The organism is Candidatus Defluviilinea gracilis (assembly GCF_057138825.1).
In genome coordinates this window covers 1-16,006 of sequence record NZ_DBNHEF010000046.1, presented here as the reverse complement: position 1 = coordinate 16,006, position 16,006 = coordinate 1, and the positions used below count along the sequence as shown (strand labels likewise).

The 16,006-nt window shown below is 51.5% G+C and carries 17 protein-coding genes; 10 read left to right on the top strand and 7 right to left on the bottom strand.

Annotation, left to right across the window (positions count from 1 at the left end; translation table 11 throughout):
* Positions 1-135 precede the first annotated feature (135 nt).
* The 10 genes from AC16KF_RS05765 to AC16KF_RS05720 all read left to right on the top strand — a co-directional run bounded on the left by AC16KF_RS05765 (position 136) and on the right by AC16KF_RS05720 (position 13,664).
* A complete protein-coding gene (locus AC16KF_RS05765) occupies positions 136-1,428 on the top strand; it encodes an oligosaccharide flippase family protein (protein ID WP_484036342.1) in 1,293 nt (430 codons plus the stop codon).
* Between the two features lie 203 nt (positions 1,429-1,631).
* Positions 1,632-3,083 carry a lipopolysaccharide biosynthesis protein gene (locus AC16KF_RS05760; RefSeq protein WP_484036341.1) on the top strand — a complete coding sequence of 484 codons (1,452 nt, stop codon included), beginning with the start codon at positions 1,632-1,634 and terminating at the stop codon, positions 3,081-3,083.
* A gap of 55 nt (positions 3,084-3,138) precedes the next feature.
* A complete protein-coding gene (gene hisH, locus AC16KF_RS05755) occupies positions 3,139-3,759 on the top strand; it encodes an imidazole glycerol phosphate synthase subunit HisH (RefSeq protein ID WP_484036340.1) in 621 nt (206 codons plus the stop codon).
* Positions 3,756-4,514 (top strand): AglZ/HisF2 family acetamidino modification protein, encoded by a 759-nt coding sequence (locus AC16KF_RS05750; RefSeq protein WP_484036339.1) that lies wholly within the window; start codon positions 3,756-3,758, stop codon positions 4,512-4,514. The genes hisH and AC16KF_RS05750 overlap by 4 nt, the downstream gene beginning before the upstream one ends.
* A gap of 93 nt (positions 4,515-4,607) precedes the next feature.
* Positions 4,608-5,759: an N-acetyl sugar amidotransferase gene (locus AC16KF_RS05745; RefSeq protein ID WP_484036338.1), complete on the top strand. Its 1,152-nt coding sequence runs from the start codon at positions 4,608-4,610 to the stop codon at positions 5,757-5,759.
* Positions 5,759-6,877 (top strand): glycosyltransferase, encoded by a 1,119-nt coding sequence (locus tag AC16KF_RS05740; RefSeq protein ID WP_484036337.1) that lies wholly within the window; start codon positions 5,759-5,761, stop codon positions 6,875-6,877. The genes AC16KF_RS05745 and AC16KF_RS05740 overlap by 1 nt, the downstream gene beginning before the upstream one ends.
* A gap of 247 nt (positions 6,878-7,124) precedes the next feature.
* Entirely contained in the window at positions 7,125-9,311 is a 2,187-nt protein-coding gene (locus tag AC16KF_RS05735) for a hypothetical protein (protein WP_484036336.1), read from the top strand.
* Between the two features lie 121 nt (positions 9,312-9,432).
* Positions 9,433-10,563, top strand: coding sequence for a dTDP-4-amino-4,6-dideoxygalactose transaminase (gene rffA, locus AC16KF_RS05730; RefSeq protein WP_484036335.1), 1,131 nt, complete (start codon positions 9,433-9,435; stop codon positions 10,561-10,563).
* A 197-nt stretch (positions 10,564-10,760) separates the two neighbouring features.
* Positions 10,761-11,576 (top strand): class I SAM-dependent methyltransferase, encoded by an 816-nt coding sequence (locus AC16KF_RS05725; protein WP_484036334.1) that lies wholly within the window; start codon positions 10,761-10,763, stop codon positions 11,574-11,576.
* 99 nt (positions 11,577-11,675) lie between these two features.
* On the top strand, positions 11,676-13,664 hold the full coding sequence (locus AC16KF_RS05720; RefSeq protein ID WP_484036333.1) for a hypothetical protein: 1,989 nt from the start codon (positions 11,676-11,678) through the stop codon (positions 13,662-13,664).
* 153 nt (positions 13,665-13,817) lie between these two features.
* On the opposite strand, the gene AC16KF_RS05715 is transcribed toward AC16KF_RS05720, so the two are convergent.
* From AC16KF_RS05715 to AC16KF_RS05685, 7 genes are all read right to left on the bottom strand, one after another.
* Positions 13,818-13,946, bottom strand: coding sequence for a DUF559 domain-containing protein (locus AC16KF_RS05715; protein ID WP_484036443.1), 129 nt, complete (start codon positions 13,944-13,946; stop codon positions 13,818-13,820).
* Complete coding sequence (locus AC16KF_RS05710) at positions 13,943-14,314, bottom strand: DUF5615 family PIN-like protein (protein ID WP_484036332.1); 372 nt, start codon at positions 14,312-14,314, stop codon at positions 13,943-13,945. Before AC16KF_RS05710 ends, AC16KF_RS05715 begins: the two co-directional genes overlap by 4 nt.
* Positions 14,311-14,562 carry a DUF433 domain-containing protein gene (locus tag AC16KF_RS05705; protein ID WP_484036331.1) on the bottom strand — a complete coding sequence of 84 codons (252 nt, stop codon included), beginning with the start codon at positions 14,560-14,562 and terminating at the stop codon, positions 14,311-14,313. Before AC16KF_RS05705 ends, AC16KF_RS05710 begins: the two co-directional genes overlap by 4 nt.
* 147 nt (positions 14,563-14,709) lie before the next feature.
* Positions 14,710-15,099, bottom strand: coding sequence for a hypothetical protein (locus tag AC16KF_RS05700; RefSeq protein WP_484036330.1), 390 nt, complete (start codon positions 15,097-15,099; stop codon positions 14,710-14,712).
* A 3-nt stretch (positions 15,100-15,102) separates the two neighbouring features.
* Positions 15,103-15,444 carry an endonuclease domain-containing protein gene (locus AC16KF_RS05695; protein WP_484036442.1) on the bottom strand — a complete coding sequence of 114 codons (342 nt, stop codon included), beginning with the start codon at positions 15,442-15,444 and terminating at the stop codon, positions 15,103-15,105.
* A 53-nt stretch (positions 15,445-15,497) separates the two neighbouring features.
* A complete protein-coding gene (locus tag AC16KF_RS05690) occupies positions 15,498-15,731 on the bottom strand; it encodes a hypothetical protein (RefSeq protein ID WP_484036329.1) in 234 nt (77 codons plus the stop codon).
* A 62-nt stretch (positions 15,732-15,793) separates the two neighbouring features.
* On the bottom strand, positions 15,794-16,006 hold a 213-nt coding region (locus tag AC16KF_RS05685; protein WP_484036328.1), incomplete at its 5' end, for a transposase.

The following is a 16,006-nucleotide window of genomic DNA, read 5'->3' as shown; positions in this document are numbered from 1 at the left end:
TGCCCTGAAGTTTGCTTGCCGTTTTGGTTGACCTCCCCGCTACAGCCGCGAATTTTGCGAAGGGAGACGAACCTGCTTTGGTGAATAAAGCCTCGACGCGTTAAAACTCACCCGTATGGACGGATTCGCTATCTTGTGAATAAATTGTTTTTTGTATTACCTCCTGGTATTGTCAAATCTCCTCAACAGCTAAACGGTATTTTGTGGAATATGGCGAGTTTTGGGATCATCGCCGGCGTTGGGCTCGGTCTGAATTTTGTTGTAGCCTTTTTCTATGACGTTGCCGTTTTGGGGATCTTTAATCAGGTGTATGCGATATACATTTTGCTGTCGCAGGTGGCGGTGGGGGGCGTTCACCTTTCGGTGCTTAAATCGGTTTCGCAATCGCACAACGAGATGGATGATGTAAAGAAAATCTTCTCATCAGGTTTTATCCTTACGTTTTTGACATCCATGCTTTTTGCAATGCTCGCTTTTGCATTGAGCGATTATTTCGGTTCCGCTCTGGGAAGCCCGGAGGTGAGTATCGGTGTCGCATGCATTGCTCCGGGGCTGATGTTTTTCTCCCTGAACAAGACCATGCTTGCCTTGTTCAATGGATTAAGCAAGATGAAAGCATACGCAATTTTTCAGGCGTTACGGTTCATTTTCATGCTATTTTTTCTTCTGCTTCTCGTTTGGTTGGATGCCCCGGGTTATTATGTGCCTGTTATTTTCTCTTGCGCGGAGGGTTTGTTGTTATTCATCATGCTGGTTCCTGCGCGCAATTACCTGGATCTTCGTCAATGTTTATCGTACCGGGATCTCTACCATTCGCATGCGGTGTTTGGCTTAAAAGCCGCGGGCGGAAACATCTTATTGGATGTCAACACGCGTATCGATGTGATTATATTGGGCTTGTTCGCGACTGATCGGGTGGTGGGAATCTACAGTTTCGCCGCCCTGGTCGTAGAAGGATTTTCACAGCTCCCAACCGTGATTCGAACGGTTGTGAATCCGCTCATCACCCAAAACTATTTCTCTCAGAGCCGAGAAGTTTTTCAAAAGTTTCTTTGGAAGATCAGGAATTTGTCGTATCTCGCCCTGGTTCCATTGGGCGTTCTTGTCTGTTTGGGATATCCGTTGCTGTATATGGTTTTTCCAAACCCGGATATCGTCGCCTCGCAGGCGCCTCTGTATATTCTTATGGTAGGCGCGATACTGGGTGGGGGATATTTGCCGCTCCTAATGATATTTAATCAAACGGGTTACCCTGCCAGTCAGACGTTGTTGATATTCCTTATTTTCCTTACGAATCTAATCCTGAATATTCTACTGGTTCCCCCATTTGGGATGATTGGATCGGCAGTTGGCACCGGCTTGACGTTCGCTTTGCAAATTGTTTTTATGCGATGGTTGACTTACCGTGTCATTGGTATCCGAGTCTGAGTCTAGGAGTGAATGAATCACTCACGGCGCGGACAACTTCCCGCGCCACCCCCGTGCGGGCGTCTTGAGCGACCACAAATCAATAAAACCAAGAGTTGTATAGATCGTAGGGTTACAAGGTGAGCCGGCTTACAACGAGATCTTTTTTTTGAACCCTGTGGTATGCGATATGGCGATTTCATCGATTTCTGAGGACTGGTCCAATGTTTTCCAAGAATGTGGTCAAGTTGATGGCTGGCGCTGGTATTAGCCAGGCATTTCTTATTCTGGCAACCCCTCTCATAACCCGGATGTTTAGCGTCGATGAATTCGGTTTTTGGTCCGTCTTTATTGCCATTCAAACCGTGTTAGGGAGCATAGCCAGTTTTCGGTATGAATTTTCCATCATTAATGCTGATGATGAAGAACAGGCGATGTCGCAGTTGGGCATCAGTATATTTTTTTCATTCTTCTCGTCCATCGTGACCTTGATTGCGGTCAAGATCTGGGGCGGTGTTTTTGCGAACTGGATCAACCTTCCCGAATTTGAAAGTTTTCTGTATCTGGTTCCTTTGGTCGTATTGTTTTCAGGGGTCGGGAACGGATTATATTTTTGGACATCACGGGCCGGCAATTTTGGCAAAATAGCAATTGCGAGAATAGTATCCTCTGGGGTTCTGGTGGGGAGTATATTAATTCTGGGTTGGTTGACAGAGGCTGGGGGAGTTGTTCTTATTGCTTCTACAGTCGCCGGAAGCTTCATGTTTGCGCTATTATTAATGTTGAGGTTTTGGGGGATACATGATCTACTCCCTACCTTGCATTGGAAAAGAATGTGGTTCGGTATTCGATACTTTAAAAAATACCCGCTTTTCGATATTCCATCTGGTTTGCTCAATACGTTATCCTGGCAACTCCCTTCGTTTGTGCTTGCCCGCTATTTTTCTGTTGAAGCGGTTGGATATTTTGGACTCGCGATGAGGGTTGTATTTTCGCCGTTTTCATTGATTGGCACATCTGTCGCGCAAGTGTTTTTTCAGGAGGCGGAGCAGAAAAAAAAAGACGGGCTTCTCGCTCCGATGGTGGAAGACGTTACATATACTTTAATACTCGTTGCTGTTTGCCCGGTTGTGGTGTTGATGGTTTCCGGGCAGGAAATATTTACGGTGATTTTTGGCTCCAACTGGGTTGAAGCCGGTCGCTACGCACAACTTCTCGGGTTATGGACTTTGTTTGTTTTTATCAGTTCGCCTTTACATGGTATTCTCAATACGTTGGGCAGGCAGGAGGTTGGACTGGGCTTTAATGTTGCGCTTTTGGGAACTCGTATCCTTTCAATTATTGTGGGCGTGATGGTAAAGGATGCCCGAATTGCCATTGCTTTATTTTCCATCACAGGCGTAATTTGCTATGCCGCGATTGCTCTTTGGATACTCAAGGCTTGCAATGTCTCTGTGAAGAAAATCACCGGTTGGCTTTTTGAGATGATATATTTGAGCGCAATGATCCTGGTGGCGCTGCTACCGGCGAAAATGTTTTGGGCCGAGTCGCCTGCGTTGGTAGTCCTGGCAAGTTTGATTTTGCTTGCGCTCTATTATGTCGTTTTAGTTCTTACAAAGCCTACTCTTCGATCGAAGCTTTTTTCGATGGTTGGCGGGTTTGGCAAATGGCTATGATTCTTGTAAGGAATTATTCTGGCTGTCTGGTTTGCGCGGATCACAAAAGGAAACAATGATCGTCATCGTAGATTATGGAGTCGGCAACCTCGGCTCGATCAAAAATATGTTCAAGAAGGCGGGCTTCAAAGCGGAGCCGTCGTCTGACCCTGCGGTGATTCGAGATGCCGAGAAGTTGATCCTGCCTGGCGTAGGCGCGTTCGATGCGGCGATGAAAAAATTCCGCGAGACGGGGTTGGTTCCAGTAGTCGGTGAACTTGTGTTGGAGAAGAAAATTCCCGTGCTTGGTTTATGCGTGGGGCTTCAACTGATGACGAGAGGGTCCGAAGAGGGAACTGAAGCAGGCTTGGGGTGGTTCGATGCGGAGACCATCCGCTTCAAATTCGACGGAGAACACGCGAATCTCAAAATCCCGCACATGGGATGGAACGAGATTCACGTGCGGCGGCAACATCCGCTCGTGGATGGTCTGCCTGCCGATTCGCGTTTTTATTTCGTCCACTCGTATCATGTGGTTGCGAAAGACACCGACGCGGTGCTTGCCGAGACCGAGTACGGCGTGACCATCCATTCGATTCTGGGCAAGGGCAACATCGTCGGCGCGCAGTTTCACCCTGAGAAGAGTCACAAGTTCGGGTTGCAGTTGCTGAAAAATTTTGCGGAGCGTGTGTCATGATCCGCCCGCGTGTCATTCCGTGCATGTTGTTGAAGGGCGAAGGACTCGTCAAGACGGTCAAGTTCAAAGACCCGAAATATCTCGGCGACCCGATCAACATCGTGCGCATCTTCAACGACAAAGAAGTGGACGAGTTGATCTTCCTCGACATCCTCGCCACCACCGAAAACCGCCGCCCGAATTTCGAGTTGCTAAAAAAGATCACGAGCGAATGTTTTATGCCGTTGGGGTACGGCGGTGGCATCCGCGACATGGACGATGTGAAGCAGTTGCTGTCCATCGGCGTGGAGAAATTTGTGTTGAACACGTCGGCGGTGGAGAACCCGTCGCTCGTCCGCGCCGCGGCAGATCACGCGGGGAGTCAGGCGGTGGTCATTTCGATTGACGTGAAGAAAACGCTGTTCGGCAAATACGAAGTCTTCACGCGCGCGGGCAAGAAAGGCACGGGTCTCGACCCCGTGAAGTTTGCCGTGGACATGGAGAAGCAAGGCGCGGGCGAAATTTTTGTCAACTCGATTGACCGCGACGGCACGATGCAAGGCTACGACCTCGACCTCATCACGCGCGTGGCAGAAGCGGTGACTGTGCCAGTCGTCGCGTGCGGCGGCGCGGGGAATGTTCAACATCTGGCGGAGGCGGTAAAGGCTGGCGCGTCCGCCGCGGCGGCGGGGAGCATGTTCGTGTTCCAAGGTCCGCTGCGAGGCGTGTTGATCAGTTATCCCACGCAGGAAGAGTTGAAGAAAGCAATTCCGTAATAATTTTTCACCACGAAGGACACGAAGAACACAAAGGAAAAAAACAATCCGTGAAAATTCGTGAAATCCGTGGCTGATGTTTTGGGAGATCGAATGAGTTCTAAGTATCGTATCTGCACGCGCTGTTTGATGGACACGACCGACCCTAACATCGTTTTCGATGAGAACGGTGTGTGTAATCATTGCCACGACCATGACCGTTTGATGAAACAAAAAGTGATCGCGGGTAAGGCGGGCGAGGAGCATCTGCAAAAACTTGTGGAGCAGATGAAGCGCGACGGGCGCGGCAAACCGTATGACTGTCTCATCGGTGTGAGCGGCGGCGTGGACAGCACGTACGTGGCGTATCTCGTCAAGAAGATGGGACTGCGTCCGCTGGCGGTGCACATGGACAACGGCTGGGATTCGGAACTCGCCGTCAAAAATATCGAAGAGACGTTGAAACGCCTCGGCATTGACCTCCACACCGAAGTGCTGGACTGGGAAGAGTTTAAAGGTTTGCAAGTTGCGTTCCTCAGATCATCCACGCCTGATTCGGAGATTCCCAGCGATCATGCCATCTGGGCGGTGTTGGGCGACCTCGCGGACAAACTCAACGTGAAGTACATCGTGTCGGGATTCAACGTCCGCACTGAAACACATTTGCCGCGCGCCTGGTCGCAGGGACATTTCGATTGGAAATACATCCGCAGTGTAAATCAACTCTTCGGGCGCGGCAGGCTCAAGACTTTTCCGCACATTGGTTTCTTCACGTATTATCGCCGCTTGCTTACGCATCGCCGCGTGGACATTTTGAATTATATTGATTTCAACAAGACCGAAGCCATGAAAATCCTCGAACAAGAGTTGGGCTGGCGATATTACGGCGGCAAGCATTATGAATCGATTTACACGCGCTTTTATCAGGGATACATTCTGCCCACGAAGTTCGGCTACGACAAACGCCGCTCGCATCTTTCAAGTTTGATCTGCTCAGGCGAAACGACACGCGACGCCGCGTTGAAGGAACTCGATAAGCCGACGTATCAACCCACGATGCAAGAGGAAGACCGCGAGTATGTCGTCAAGAAACTCGGTCTCACCGATGACGAGTTCGAGTTGATCCTCAATGCGCCGAAGAAAACATTTTGGGATTATCCGTCGTACGGGCGCGTCGTCGAAGGTCCGCTGTTGAAGGGGTTGTACAACATCGGGCGCGATTGGTATCGCGCGCGCCAAAAACGCGCGCATCAGGCTGAGGCGTGATGCGCATCGCGTATGTCAGTTTGCATTGGGCGCGCACAAAAAATTCGGGTGTGGGGAAGAAGATGCAAAGTCAACTGGAAACGTGGCGCGGCATGGGGCACGAGGCTCGGCTGTTCATGCACGCGTCCACGGGCGAACCAGCCGAAAGGTTGATCGAAGCGGAGGTCATCCCGTATGAATCGCGCGGAAAAATTTTCACCGAGATCGATCGCATCCGCGCCGCGCGTCAACTTGTCGATGCTGTGAAAAAGTTCAAGCCCGACATCATCTATTTGCGTTACGGAATTTATGTGTACCCCGCGCATCGCCTGATGCGGATCGCGCCCGTGATCGAAGAGATCAACACGAACGATTTGACCCAGCACGAAGATTTGGGCGGGATGTATAGTTTGTACAACCGACTCACGCGCGGAATTTTTCTGCGCCTCGTGCGCGGACTTGTGGCTGTCTCGCGCGAATTGGAAGTTTCTCCCGCCTTTGCTTTGTATCGCAAGCCCACGCGCGTCATTGCCAACGGCATTGACGTTGATTCGTTTACTCCATTGCCCGCGCCATCGAATGAATTGCCGCGATTGGTTTTTATCGGAAGCCCTGGGTATATCTGGCATGGTGTGGACAAACTCGTTGAATTCGCGCGTCGCTTCTCGGATGTGCAACTTGACATCGTCGGTTATGATACGTTGCCTGAACATGAACCATTGCCGCCGAATTTATATCTGCATGGTTATCTTTCATCGGATGAATATTTGAAAGTGCTTGCTCGTGCCGACGTTGCGATCAGTTCGCTGGCGTTGCATCGCATTCAATTGAATGAGGCATCCACGTTGAAGAGCCGCGAATGTCTCGCGTTGGGGCTTCCGCTCGTGGCGGCATACACCGACACCGACCTCGACGACGCGGGTTTCGATTTCCTGTTGAAGATTCCCAATAAAGAGGATAACATTCAGACCCACGGAGAAGCCATCCGCGAGTTTGCGTATCGCATGCGCGGCGTCCGCGCGGATCGCGCCGCGCTGAAAGAAAGAATTGACTCGACCCGCAAGGAAGAACTCCGCCTGAAATTTTTTGAAGAGATTCTTTCTGGTACACGGATCGCGCGGACAAACACGGATTTTTAATTACTGAACTATTTGCAATGAGCGGAGCTGAAGCCGCCTAATTTCGACAGGCTCAATCCAAGGCTCAGCGAATGGAAGCCCTTCGGGGCTGGCGCAAAGAGTCCGCTTTAGCGGACTTTCACGAACTGAGGCAGGGCTTTAGCCCGCCGATACAAAGCAGAAAATCAAACGCGTACACAATGAATTTTTTTCATGAGAATCTGTGAAACCCGTGTTATCCGTGTACAAAAATGGATTTGAGAAACGAATGCCAAACACCCGTGAACTGTATTTGCGATTGCTCGTCATCGCGCTTGCCACATTTTTATTAACCGCCGCCAGCCTTGAATTCTATAACATCACATGGGGGACAGGCGAATGGCTGGGCTTGTTTTCGCTTAAGTGGTTTGTCGCGTTTGTGCTGTTCGAGTTGTTCTGCATACTCTGCCTCGAAGGGACGATCCTCGCGGCTTGGCGCAATGAAAAATTCAATTCTGCGCTCGCCCGCGTTGCGAAACTCCGTAACAAACTTGGCGCGTTGCGCTGGGTGTTGAGTGCGGTCGTGCTCGTCCTTCCCATTTGGATCCTGCAATACACCGCCTGGGGACTCGTCCTGCACGGACAATATCTCCGCTGGCTGTTGTGGGCGGTCTCTGCGATTCTGCTCGGCTTCTTGTTGACTCGCTCTGATGAAAACGCGATTGAATGGCTTGGGATAGTCTCCGCGTTGACGCTGATCTCAGGTGCGGCGGTCTTTATCCTCTCGCTGGGTAACGTGACAAGTTATCCGTTCTCGCTGGGCTGGTCGGAGGGAAATCGCTGGTGGGATTATTCGATCATGTTCGGGCGCGACATTTATATCTACCCCGAAGACAAGTCCATCCCTGTGTTGCTCGATGTGGGCAGGCAGTTCATCGGCGGGATTCCGTTCCTGCTCCCGAACGTCACCATCATGCAAGCCCGTTTGTGGACGGGACTGGTAAACGCTGTTCCATATTTCATCCTCGGTCTCGTCGCGTTCAAGTCCGCGCAATTTAAACGCTGGCAATGGATTCTCGTTTCGTTGTGGACGATGATCTTTGTGCTTCAAGGTCCCATCCACCCGCCGTTGTTGTGGTGCGCGATCTTCGTCGCGTTCGCGTGGGGCAAACCGTTGTGGCTGGCAGTTCCGTTGATCTTTGTCACAAGTTATTTTGCGGAAGTGAGTCGCTACACATGGATGTTCGCGCCAGGCATGTGGGCGGCGATGCTGGAGTTCAGCAGTGCGTCAAAATTAACCGCTAAGAGCGCGAAGAGCGCAAAGAAAGATTTAAAACTTCGCGCGCTTAGCGGGCTTAGCGGTTCGACGGATCGTACCGTCTGGGCGCGCGCAATTTCAGTCGGCGTGGCAGGCATACTCGGCGGATATGCCGCGCCGTTCTTTATCCCCGCGTGGATTACTCGAATAACGACGTTAATCGCAGGTGGGACAGAATCGACAGATGTCTCCAGTCTTGGTTCGGGTGTGACGTTGTCGGGCGTTAGTTCGGAGGCGGGTTCGCAAGAGTTGTTATGGTATCGCCTATTCCCGAATGCCACATACCCCGAAGGGATTTTGCTCGGCTTACTGTTCGCGGTGGTGCCGTTGATCGCGGTTCTCGTTTATTTATCTGTGACGCGGCGCTGGGCGTTGACCTTTTTGCAGAAACTCGCGGTCATCCTGCCGTTGCTTGCGTTTCTCGTCGTCGGCTTGATCGTCAGCGTGAAGATCGGCGGCGGCGGCGACCTGCACAACATGGACATGTTTATCATCGGCTTGCTATTCGCGGGCGCGATGGCGTGGCATCAGTCGGGCGCGAAATGGATTCTCGAAAGCGCCGCCTCGCCTGTGTGGATGCGACTCGTGTTGCTCTTCATGGTTGTGTACCCCGCATATTACCCGATGAAATTTCTCGCGCCGAATCGCGTGGCGGAGGAAGATATGACGTGGGTGATGACTCTCGCCGACATCCCGCCGCAAGGTCCGTTCCCTGAATTGCTTCCGTATGAAAATGATTCAGATAAGGCGTTGAAAGATATCCGCAACGCGATCGAGGAAGCCGCGCCGAACGGCGACATTCTTTTTATTGACCAGCGGCAACTGCTCACGTTCAAATACGTCACGGGCGTTCCGCTTGTGCCAGAGTATGATAAAAAGGTGCTGATCAACGAAGCGATGAGCGCGAGCGAATCGTATTTTCAAAATTTTTATCGCGACCTCGCCGCGCATCGTTTCTCGCTCATCATCACCAACCCCCTCCACGAACGGATTCAAACCGAAGAAGATAATTTCGGCGAGGAAAATAATGCCTGGGTCGAGTGGGTTTCCGCGCCTGTGTTGTGTTTTTATGAACCTGTGAACACGCTGAAAAAAGTTAGAATCCAATTGCTCGTGCCGAAAGAAGATATTTCAGCGTGCGCGAAATATTTGGAATAATAGACCTTTTGCCAAAGTCTTTTCGCCACAGAGCGCGCAGAGAAAACAAGAGTTTTTTCTCAAAGGTCTCTGTGGACTCTGTGGCTGAGGAATAGATCAAATAGTTCAAGGAGATCAGTTAATGCCCATTCCATTCAACCGACCCACCAACGTCGGCAACGAACTCGAATACATTCAGCAAGCCGTTCAATCGTCGCATCTTGCGGGCGATGGGAACTTCACTAAAAAGTCGCACGCGATCCTCGAAGAAGCGATGAACGTTCCCAAAGCGTTGCTCACCACCTCCTGCACGCATGCGCTGGAAATGTCCGCGCTGTTGTTGGATTTAAAAGAAGGGGATGAAGTCATCGTCCCTTCGTTCACATTCGTTTCGACGATCAACGCGTTCGTCCTGCGCGGCGCGAAAGCGGTCTTTGCCGACGTTCGACCTGACACGCTCAACCTCGACGAATCCAAGCTGGAGGCGTTGATCACGCCGCAGACGCGCGCCATCGTTGTCGTCCATTACGCAGGCGTCGGCTGTGAAATGGACGCGATCATGGAGATCGCGAACCGTCACAACATCCCCGTCATCGAAGACAACGCGCACGGACTGTTCGGCAAGTACAAAGGCAAAGACCTCGGCACGTTCGGCGTGATGGCGACGCAGTCCTTCCACGAGACGAAGAATCTCACGTCGGGAGAGGGAGGCGCGTTGCTGATCAACGACGAGAAATATTTTGAGGACGCCGAAATCCTGCGCGAAAAAGGGACGAACCGCAGTCGCTTCTTCCGCGGACAGGTGGATAAATACACGTGGGTGAATCTCGGTTCGAGTTATCTGCCCTCCGAAATTCTCGCGGCGCATTTGCTGGCGCAACTCGAGAAGCGCGAGGAGATTCAGTCCGCGCGAAAACGGATTTGGGAAACGTACTACAAGGAACTCGCCGACTGGGCGGAGGAGAACCACGTGCAGATGCCGTTCGTCCCCGCGCATTGCGAACAGACCTATCACATGTTCTACATGCTCTTCCCCAACCTCGAAGCGCGGACAAAAGCCATCGCTCACCTCAAAGAACGCGGCATTCAAGCGGTGTTCCATTATTTGCCGTTGCATCTCTCGCCGATGGGTGAGAAGTACGGCGGCAAAGCAGGCGATTGTCCCGTCACCGAACAGGTCAGCGACCAATTGATCCGCCTGCCGTTTTATACGAACATGACCGAAGATGAACAGAAGACCGTCATCGCCGCGTTGAAAGAATTTTCCGTTTGATTCCTACCTCGGTGGTTGAGTAGTCCTGAGCGGAGTGGCGCGTGATGTTCGCGCCACGAAGTCGAAGGACGTATCGAAACCACAAGTATGCATACAAACTTTTGTTACGAAATTACTTTACGGCGTGGTGGTCTCGATACGGGCTTCGCCCTACTCAACTACCGAAGTACGATTGAAAATAATTTTTGGTTTTTTCATTGAACCTCTCCTACCTCCTCCCTCGCCTCATCCGTCACTTCATGCCCGAAAAACTTGTGCGGGCATTGTTGTTGCGGAGCATCATCATCCGCCCTGGGCTTGAAACGAGCAACCCGTTCGCCGCCGTCCAACGTTACGCGGATGTGCTGTCGGCGCGCGGACTCTCGTTCAAAGATAAACGCGTCCTCGTCTTCGGCTACGGCGGTCGCTTCGACATGGGCTTCGGCTTGCTGAAAGAAGGCGCGGAACATGTCATTCTGTGCGACAAGTACGCGCCGCCCGATGAACCGCACAACCGTCGTTTGTATGGCGCAGAAGATAAATATTTCTTCGCCGACAAAAGCGGATGGCGTCCGCGCCCTGAGTGGATGACCTTGCTCGAAGATGACATCCGCGATCTGCAGAAACGCGGCGACATCCCGCCAGTGGATTTTGTGTTGAGCAGTTCGGTCTACGAACACGTGGACGATGTGGAAGGCATCACGCGCGCCCTCGCCGCGTTGACCAAGCCCAACGGTCTGCACATCCATTTTGTGGACTTGCGCGACCACTTCTTCAAATATCCTTTCGAGATGCTGAGGTTCTCCGAAAGTGTGTGGAGGAATTGGCTGAACCCGTCCAGCAATCACAACCGCTATCGCTTGTGGAATTATCGCAAAGCGTTCGAGGATTGTTTTGCCAATGTCGAGATCGAGATCCTCACCAGTGAAAAAGATGCGTTCATCAAACTTCAGCCGCACGTCAAACCCGAGTTCGTCAGCGGAAACATGGACGAAGACACCGCCGCAACGATTCGGGTGATTGCTTCAAGGTAATGTCATTCTGAGCCGCGCTCTTGGTTTTTGCGGCGAAGAATCTCCACGATAATCTTGGAGACCCTTCGCTAACGCTCAGGGTGACATGCCCAAGAATTTATGAACCTCATCACCCCTCCCTCCCGTTCAACATTCTGGCGCGTGATCCTCATCATCACCGCCGCGCTTCCTCTCCTTTCGATTTGGAATCTCATTAATCTCGCCGCGAAGTTGGATGTAAATCTTTCAACACAAACCTCATGGCAGGCGGGGATCGCCGCGCTTGCGATTCTCGCGTTGCTGGCGCTGTTGGGGCTGGGAGTCAGTTTCACGAAAGCGGGCGACCAGCTATGGGGTCGAGTCGAAGCGTTGGGTTTCATCCAAAAAAAGTTTGGCATCGTTATCATCGTCGTCGCATTGGCGGGCTTCCCGCTTGTCATCGCAAATTCTTTTTTTCAACAAATTCTCGGCGGCGAGGCGTGGGTGCGACTGCTCGTCTTTTGGATGTGCGCGCTCGCGGGCATGTGGGGCGTAAAAATTTTTCGCAAAGAAATCGATTGGTCAATCGCGCTGATCGTGTTCATGTTGTGTCAATCGGTTTTGCTTTTGCTTCTCGCCAACATTTCATCCATCACCGCGTATCCGTTTTCGATGGGCTGGTCGGAGACGAGCCGCTATTATTATCCGTCGCTGTTTCTCTCGCGCAAAATTTTCGGCGAACAATTTGCATTGCCGATCCTTCATCCAACATTGCACGCGTTGCTCGCGCCGCCGTATTTATTCGACGCGCCGTTGTGGGCGCATCGTTTCTGGCAAACGTTTTTGCGACTCGCGCTCGCGGGATTGATCGCGCCCGCGTTGCTCTCGCGCCTCTCGATTCAGAATCGCGGCGTGAAAATTTTTGCAGGCATGTGGATGATTCTCTTTGTGTTGATGGGACCCATCTATTTGCATTTGGCAATCCCCGTGCTGATTCTCCTCTGGATATTCTCGCCTCATTCCTCGACGCGGGCTTGGTTCGCCGTTCTTTTGGCTTCTCTCTGGGCTGGGACGAGTCGCGTCAACTGGTACGTGGTGCCAGGCATGATCGCCGCCGTGTTGTATTTGTTGGAAGTGCCGTTCAACGGAAAAAATTTCTGGCGATATATTTTCAAACCCGCTTCATGGTTTTTCGTTGGGACTCTAACCGCGTTCGCTTCGATGCAGATCTACATCGCCTTTTCGGGCATCCCCAACCCCGAAGATTTTTTCACCAGTTTATCGTCGCCTTTGTTGTGGTATCGCTTGTTACCGAATGAATCCTACGCGTTCGGCATTTTGCCCGCCGCAATTTTTGTCTCCCTCCCAATGTGGATCGTGCTGTACGCTCAATTCCGCTCCCGCCGCGCGGACTGGCATCCCGTGCGAATATTTTTCATCGTTGCCGCGTTGCTCGCGTTGTTCGTCGGCGGTCTGATCGTCAGCCTCAAGATCGGCGGCGGCGCGGACCTGCACAACCTCGACGCGTATTTCACCATGCTATTGATCGTGTTTTCGTATTTGGTCTTTGCTCGGTACACGCCTGAAACACGGACTGCGGAAACACGGACTGCGGAATTCATTCCGCTACCTTGGGGCAACGCAATGTCAGTCATTGTCATCCCCATCCTGTTTTTGACTCAATCGAGCATCGCCTTCAAAACCTACGACCCCTCCCGAACCGACGCGGTCTTGCAAAGTTTGCAGTCCCACGTGGACGAGGTCAATGCGGACGGCGGCGAGATTCTCTTCATCACGCAACGGCATCTCATCTCAATGGGAATGTTGCAGGATGTGACCCTTGTCCCTGAATACGAGCGTGAAGAACTGATGGAAATGGCGATGTCGAACAACGAGGAATTCCTCGCTCACTTCAAGGAAGAGATGGAATCCCAGCGCTTCGACCTGATCGTCGTTGACCCGCTGACGTTCAAGATCCTTGCCCGCCGCCGCGCGTTCTCAGAGGAGAACAACGCCTGGGTGCGCGGCATCATGCGCCCGATTCTGTGCAACTATCGGCTTGAAGAGTCCTTCCCTGAGGATGAGATCGCTTTGTATGTCCCGCAGGAGGGGGAGAGGGTGTGTCCGTAAACTGGTTGATAAAAGGCGAAGGCTATGTCGATGATTGGGAATCGTACGTGCCGATGTTGATCAGTGTGCCGACCTTTCGAAACACTTCGCGATTAACTATGGCCACATCGTACCGAAAAAGATTTGATATATGCCAGCCAGAGTTAGCATTCTTTAGAAATCAACGATGAATCCCGCAATAACCTGTTGCTGTCTAAATCGAACTCCCAACTTCTTCGCGCGGACTTCCTGCCACAGAATCTTCTCGGCAGGCGTCATCTCGCGGCGGAGTTCTTTGACTATTCAAGCTCAATGGGCAGGTTTCTTATCCGTAGACTTTTATCGGAAAGAGAAACGATTGCGCCTTCGTTCAACGGAGATTCAATTTCACTCCAGGCAATGTCAAAACGAGACATAATCTCATCTGTGCGTAAATCTCGTACCCGCAAAATGAGCACCAAGGGCGCGCTTTCGCCAGAAAAAGCCAGCAGATTTCCATAATCCAAATCATGTGTCAGTATGGTCTCGCCTGTCTTTTTGGCTTCTGCAACGATCTCAACATCCTTTGAACGCGACATCCCTATATCGCCCGCATGACGACAAACATGACCGCGCTGTTGTAACGGCGCGGCCATGTCACGATTGACGTTCATGTTGAGCAGAAAGTTCATCCCGCCACCGACCCAGGCACGGGCAATACACTCTCCTCCATTGCCCACGAAGCATATGCCAATGCCTGATAAATATCATCGGTTTCCAGTTCGGGCCACGATTTGAGAATATCTTTGATCCCCATCCCCGAACTCAGATAGCCCAACACCGAAGCGACAGGCATCCGCATCCCGCGAATGCACGGCTTCCCAAAGCAGACTTCAGGGTCAAGGGTAATACGGTCAAATTTGTAATGTCGAATTTCCATCTTGGACTCCTTTGCTTATGCCAGTCCATATTTTACCCGTTTACAAGGTTGGAAATCATGTTGGTTTCGTCAGAAATGGCTTTATCCTCCCCACCACCGCGGACCGCTCCGCGTCCTCACCACCTCATCATTCCCAAAACAAACGCCTTAATCCCACGGATAATCGTACCAGCCTGAAAATTCATTGTAGATTTCATCGGCAATACTGTAATGCTCGCCGCGTTTGCTGACTCTCTTATATTCCACACCCGCATCCTTGAACAACCGATCCACAACATCATGGATTAATTCTTTGATGGAATCAGGATCGCTTGTATCAGTTGCGTCAATCAATGACATAGCAACCGAGTGCTCTTTTTCGTTCCTGTGTTTGATCTGCATGGACTTATCCACAGCGTATTCCAACATCCCCGCGACAACGACCGAAAGACGATGTGTCCGCCCGTTCGGTACAAGTTCACGGAGCATGTCCACCCACACATCGTAGGTTTCTTTTCCAACGACATCTTGTAGACTTCTCTTGGATTTCCTTGGCATGGATTAACTCTCTGACGAAATCATTGCTTTTATTTTGTTCACCACCGCGGACAGACTCTTCACCACCTCATCATTCTCGAATCTGACAATCCCCAACCTCATCTCGTGTAAAACTTTCTCCCGCCTCTCATCCTCCTCCTTCTGCAAATCGTGGACATCCCCATCAACTTCAACGACCAACGCCGCCTTGTGACAGTAAAAGTCCACGATGAACCCCGCGATGTCTTGTTGCCGTCTAAACCGAACTCCCAACTTCTTCGCGCGTACTTCCTGCCACACGCTTCGCGGTTTCTCGGCAGGAGTCATCTCGCGGCGGCAACCACGTCTACTTCTTCGTTGATTTATCCAATAATTTAACCGCCCAGTCCAATTGGAGAGGAGTTAGCGTTCCGAAACCCTTAATTGTCTCTGGCATCTAGATACTCCAGGAACCGCCGCCATAGGCTTTCGATCTCTTTTGGCAAATTCAACTGGTCAAGTTCCCGCCTGATTTCTTCCAAATCCAGTGCGCGGACATCCTCCGCCCGCCCGCGCATCAAGGTCTGACGCAACAGCCAGCGTTTCTGGAACGGATCACTTAAATCAATCGTGTCCGTGCTCCATACAAGGTGACGTGGAGGATGTACAATCATTTCAATGAGATGTTACCACGAAAATTTCCTGCCAAAGCCAACTCTCTGTAGGGCAATCGCATCTAAATCGGTGAGGCGAGGACTTTGAGGAGGTAATCCTGGTTCCAAGCGGCTTGGAGTTGCTTGGCATGCATACCGCCTTTGGCGGTTTTCTCCTGTTTGAGCAGATTGAGCGCAATGTGGCGAAGGACGGCGAAGTTTTCAGGAGCTTGATCTTTACGCACACGACTATGGTCTTCCCGCAAAGCCACATCCAAGACCCAGTGCAGTTCATT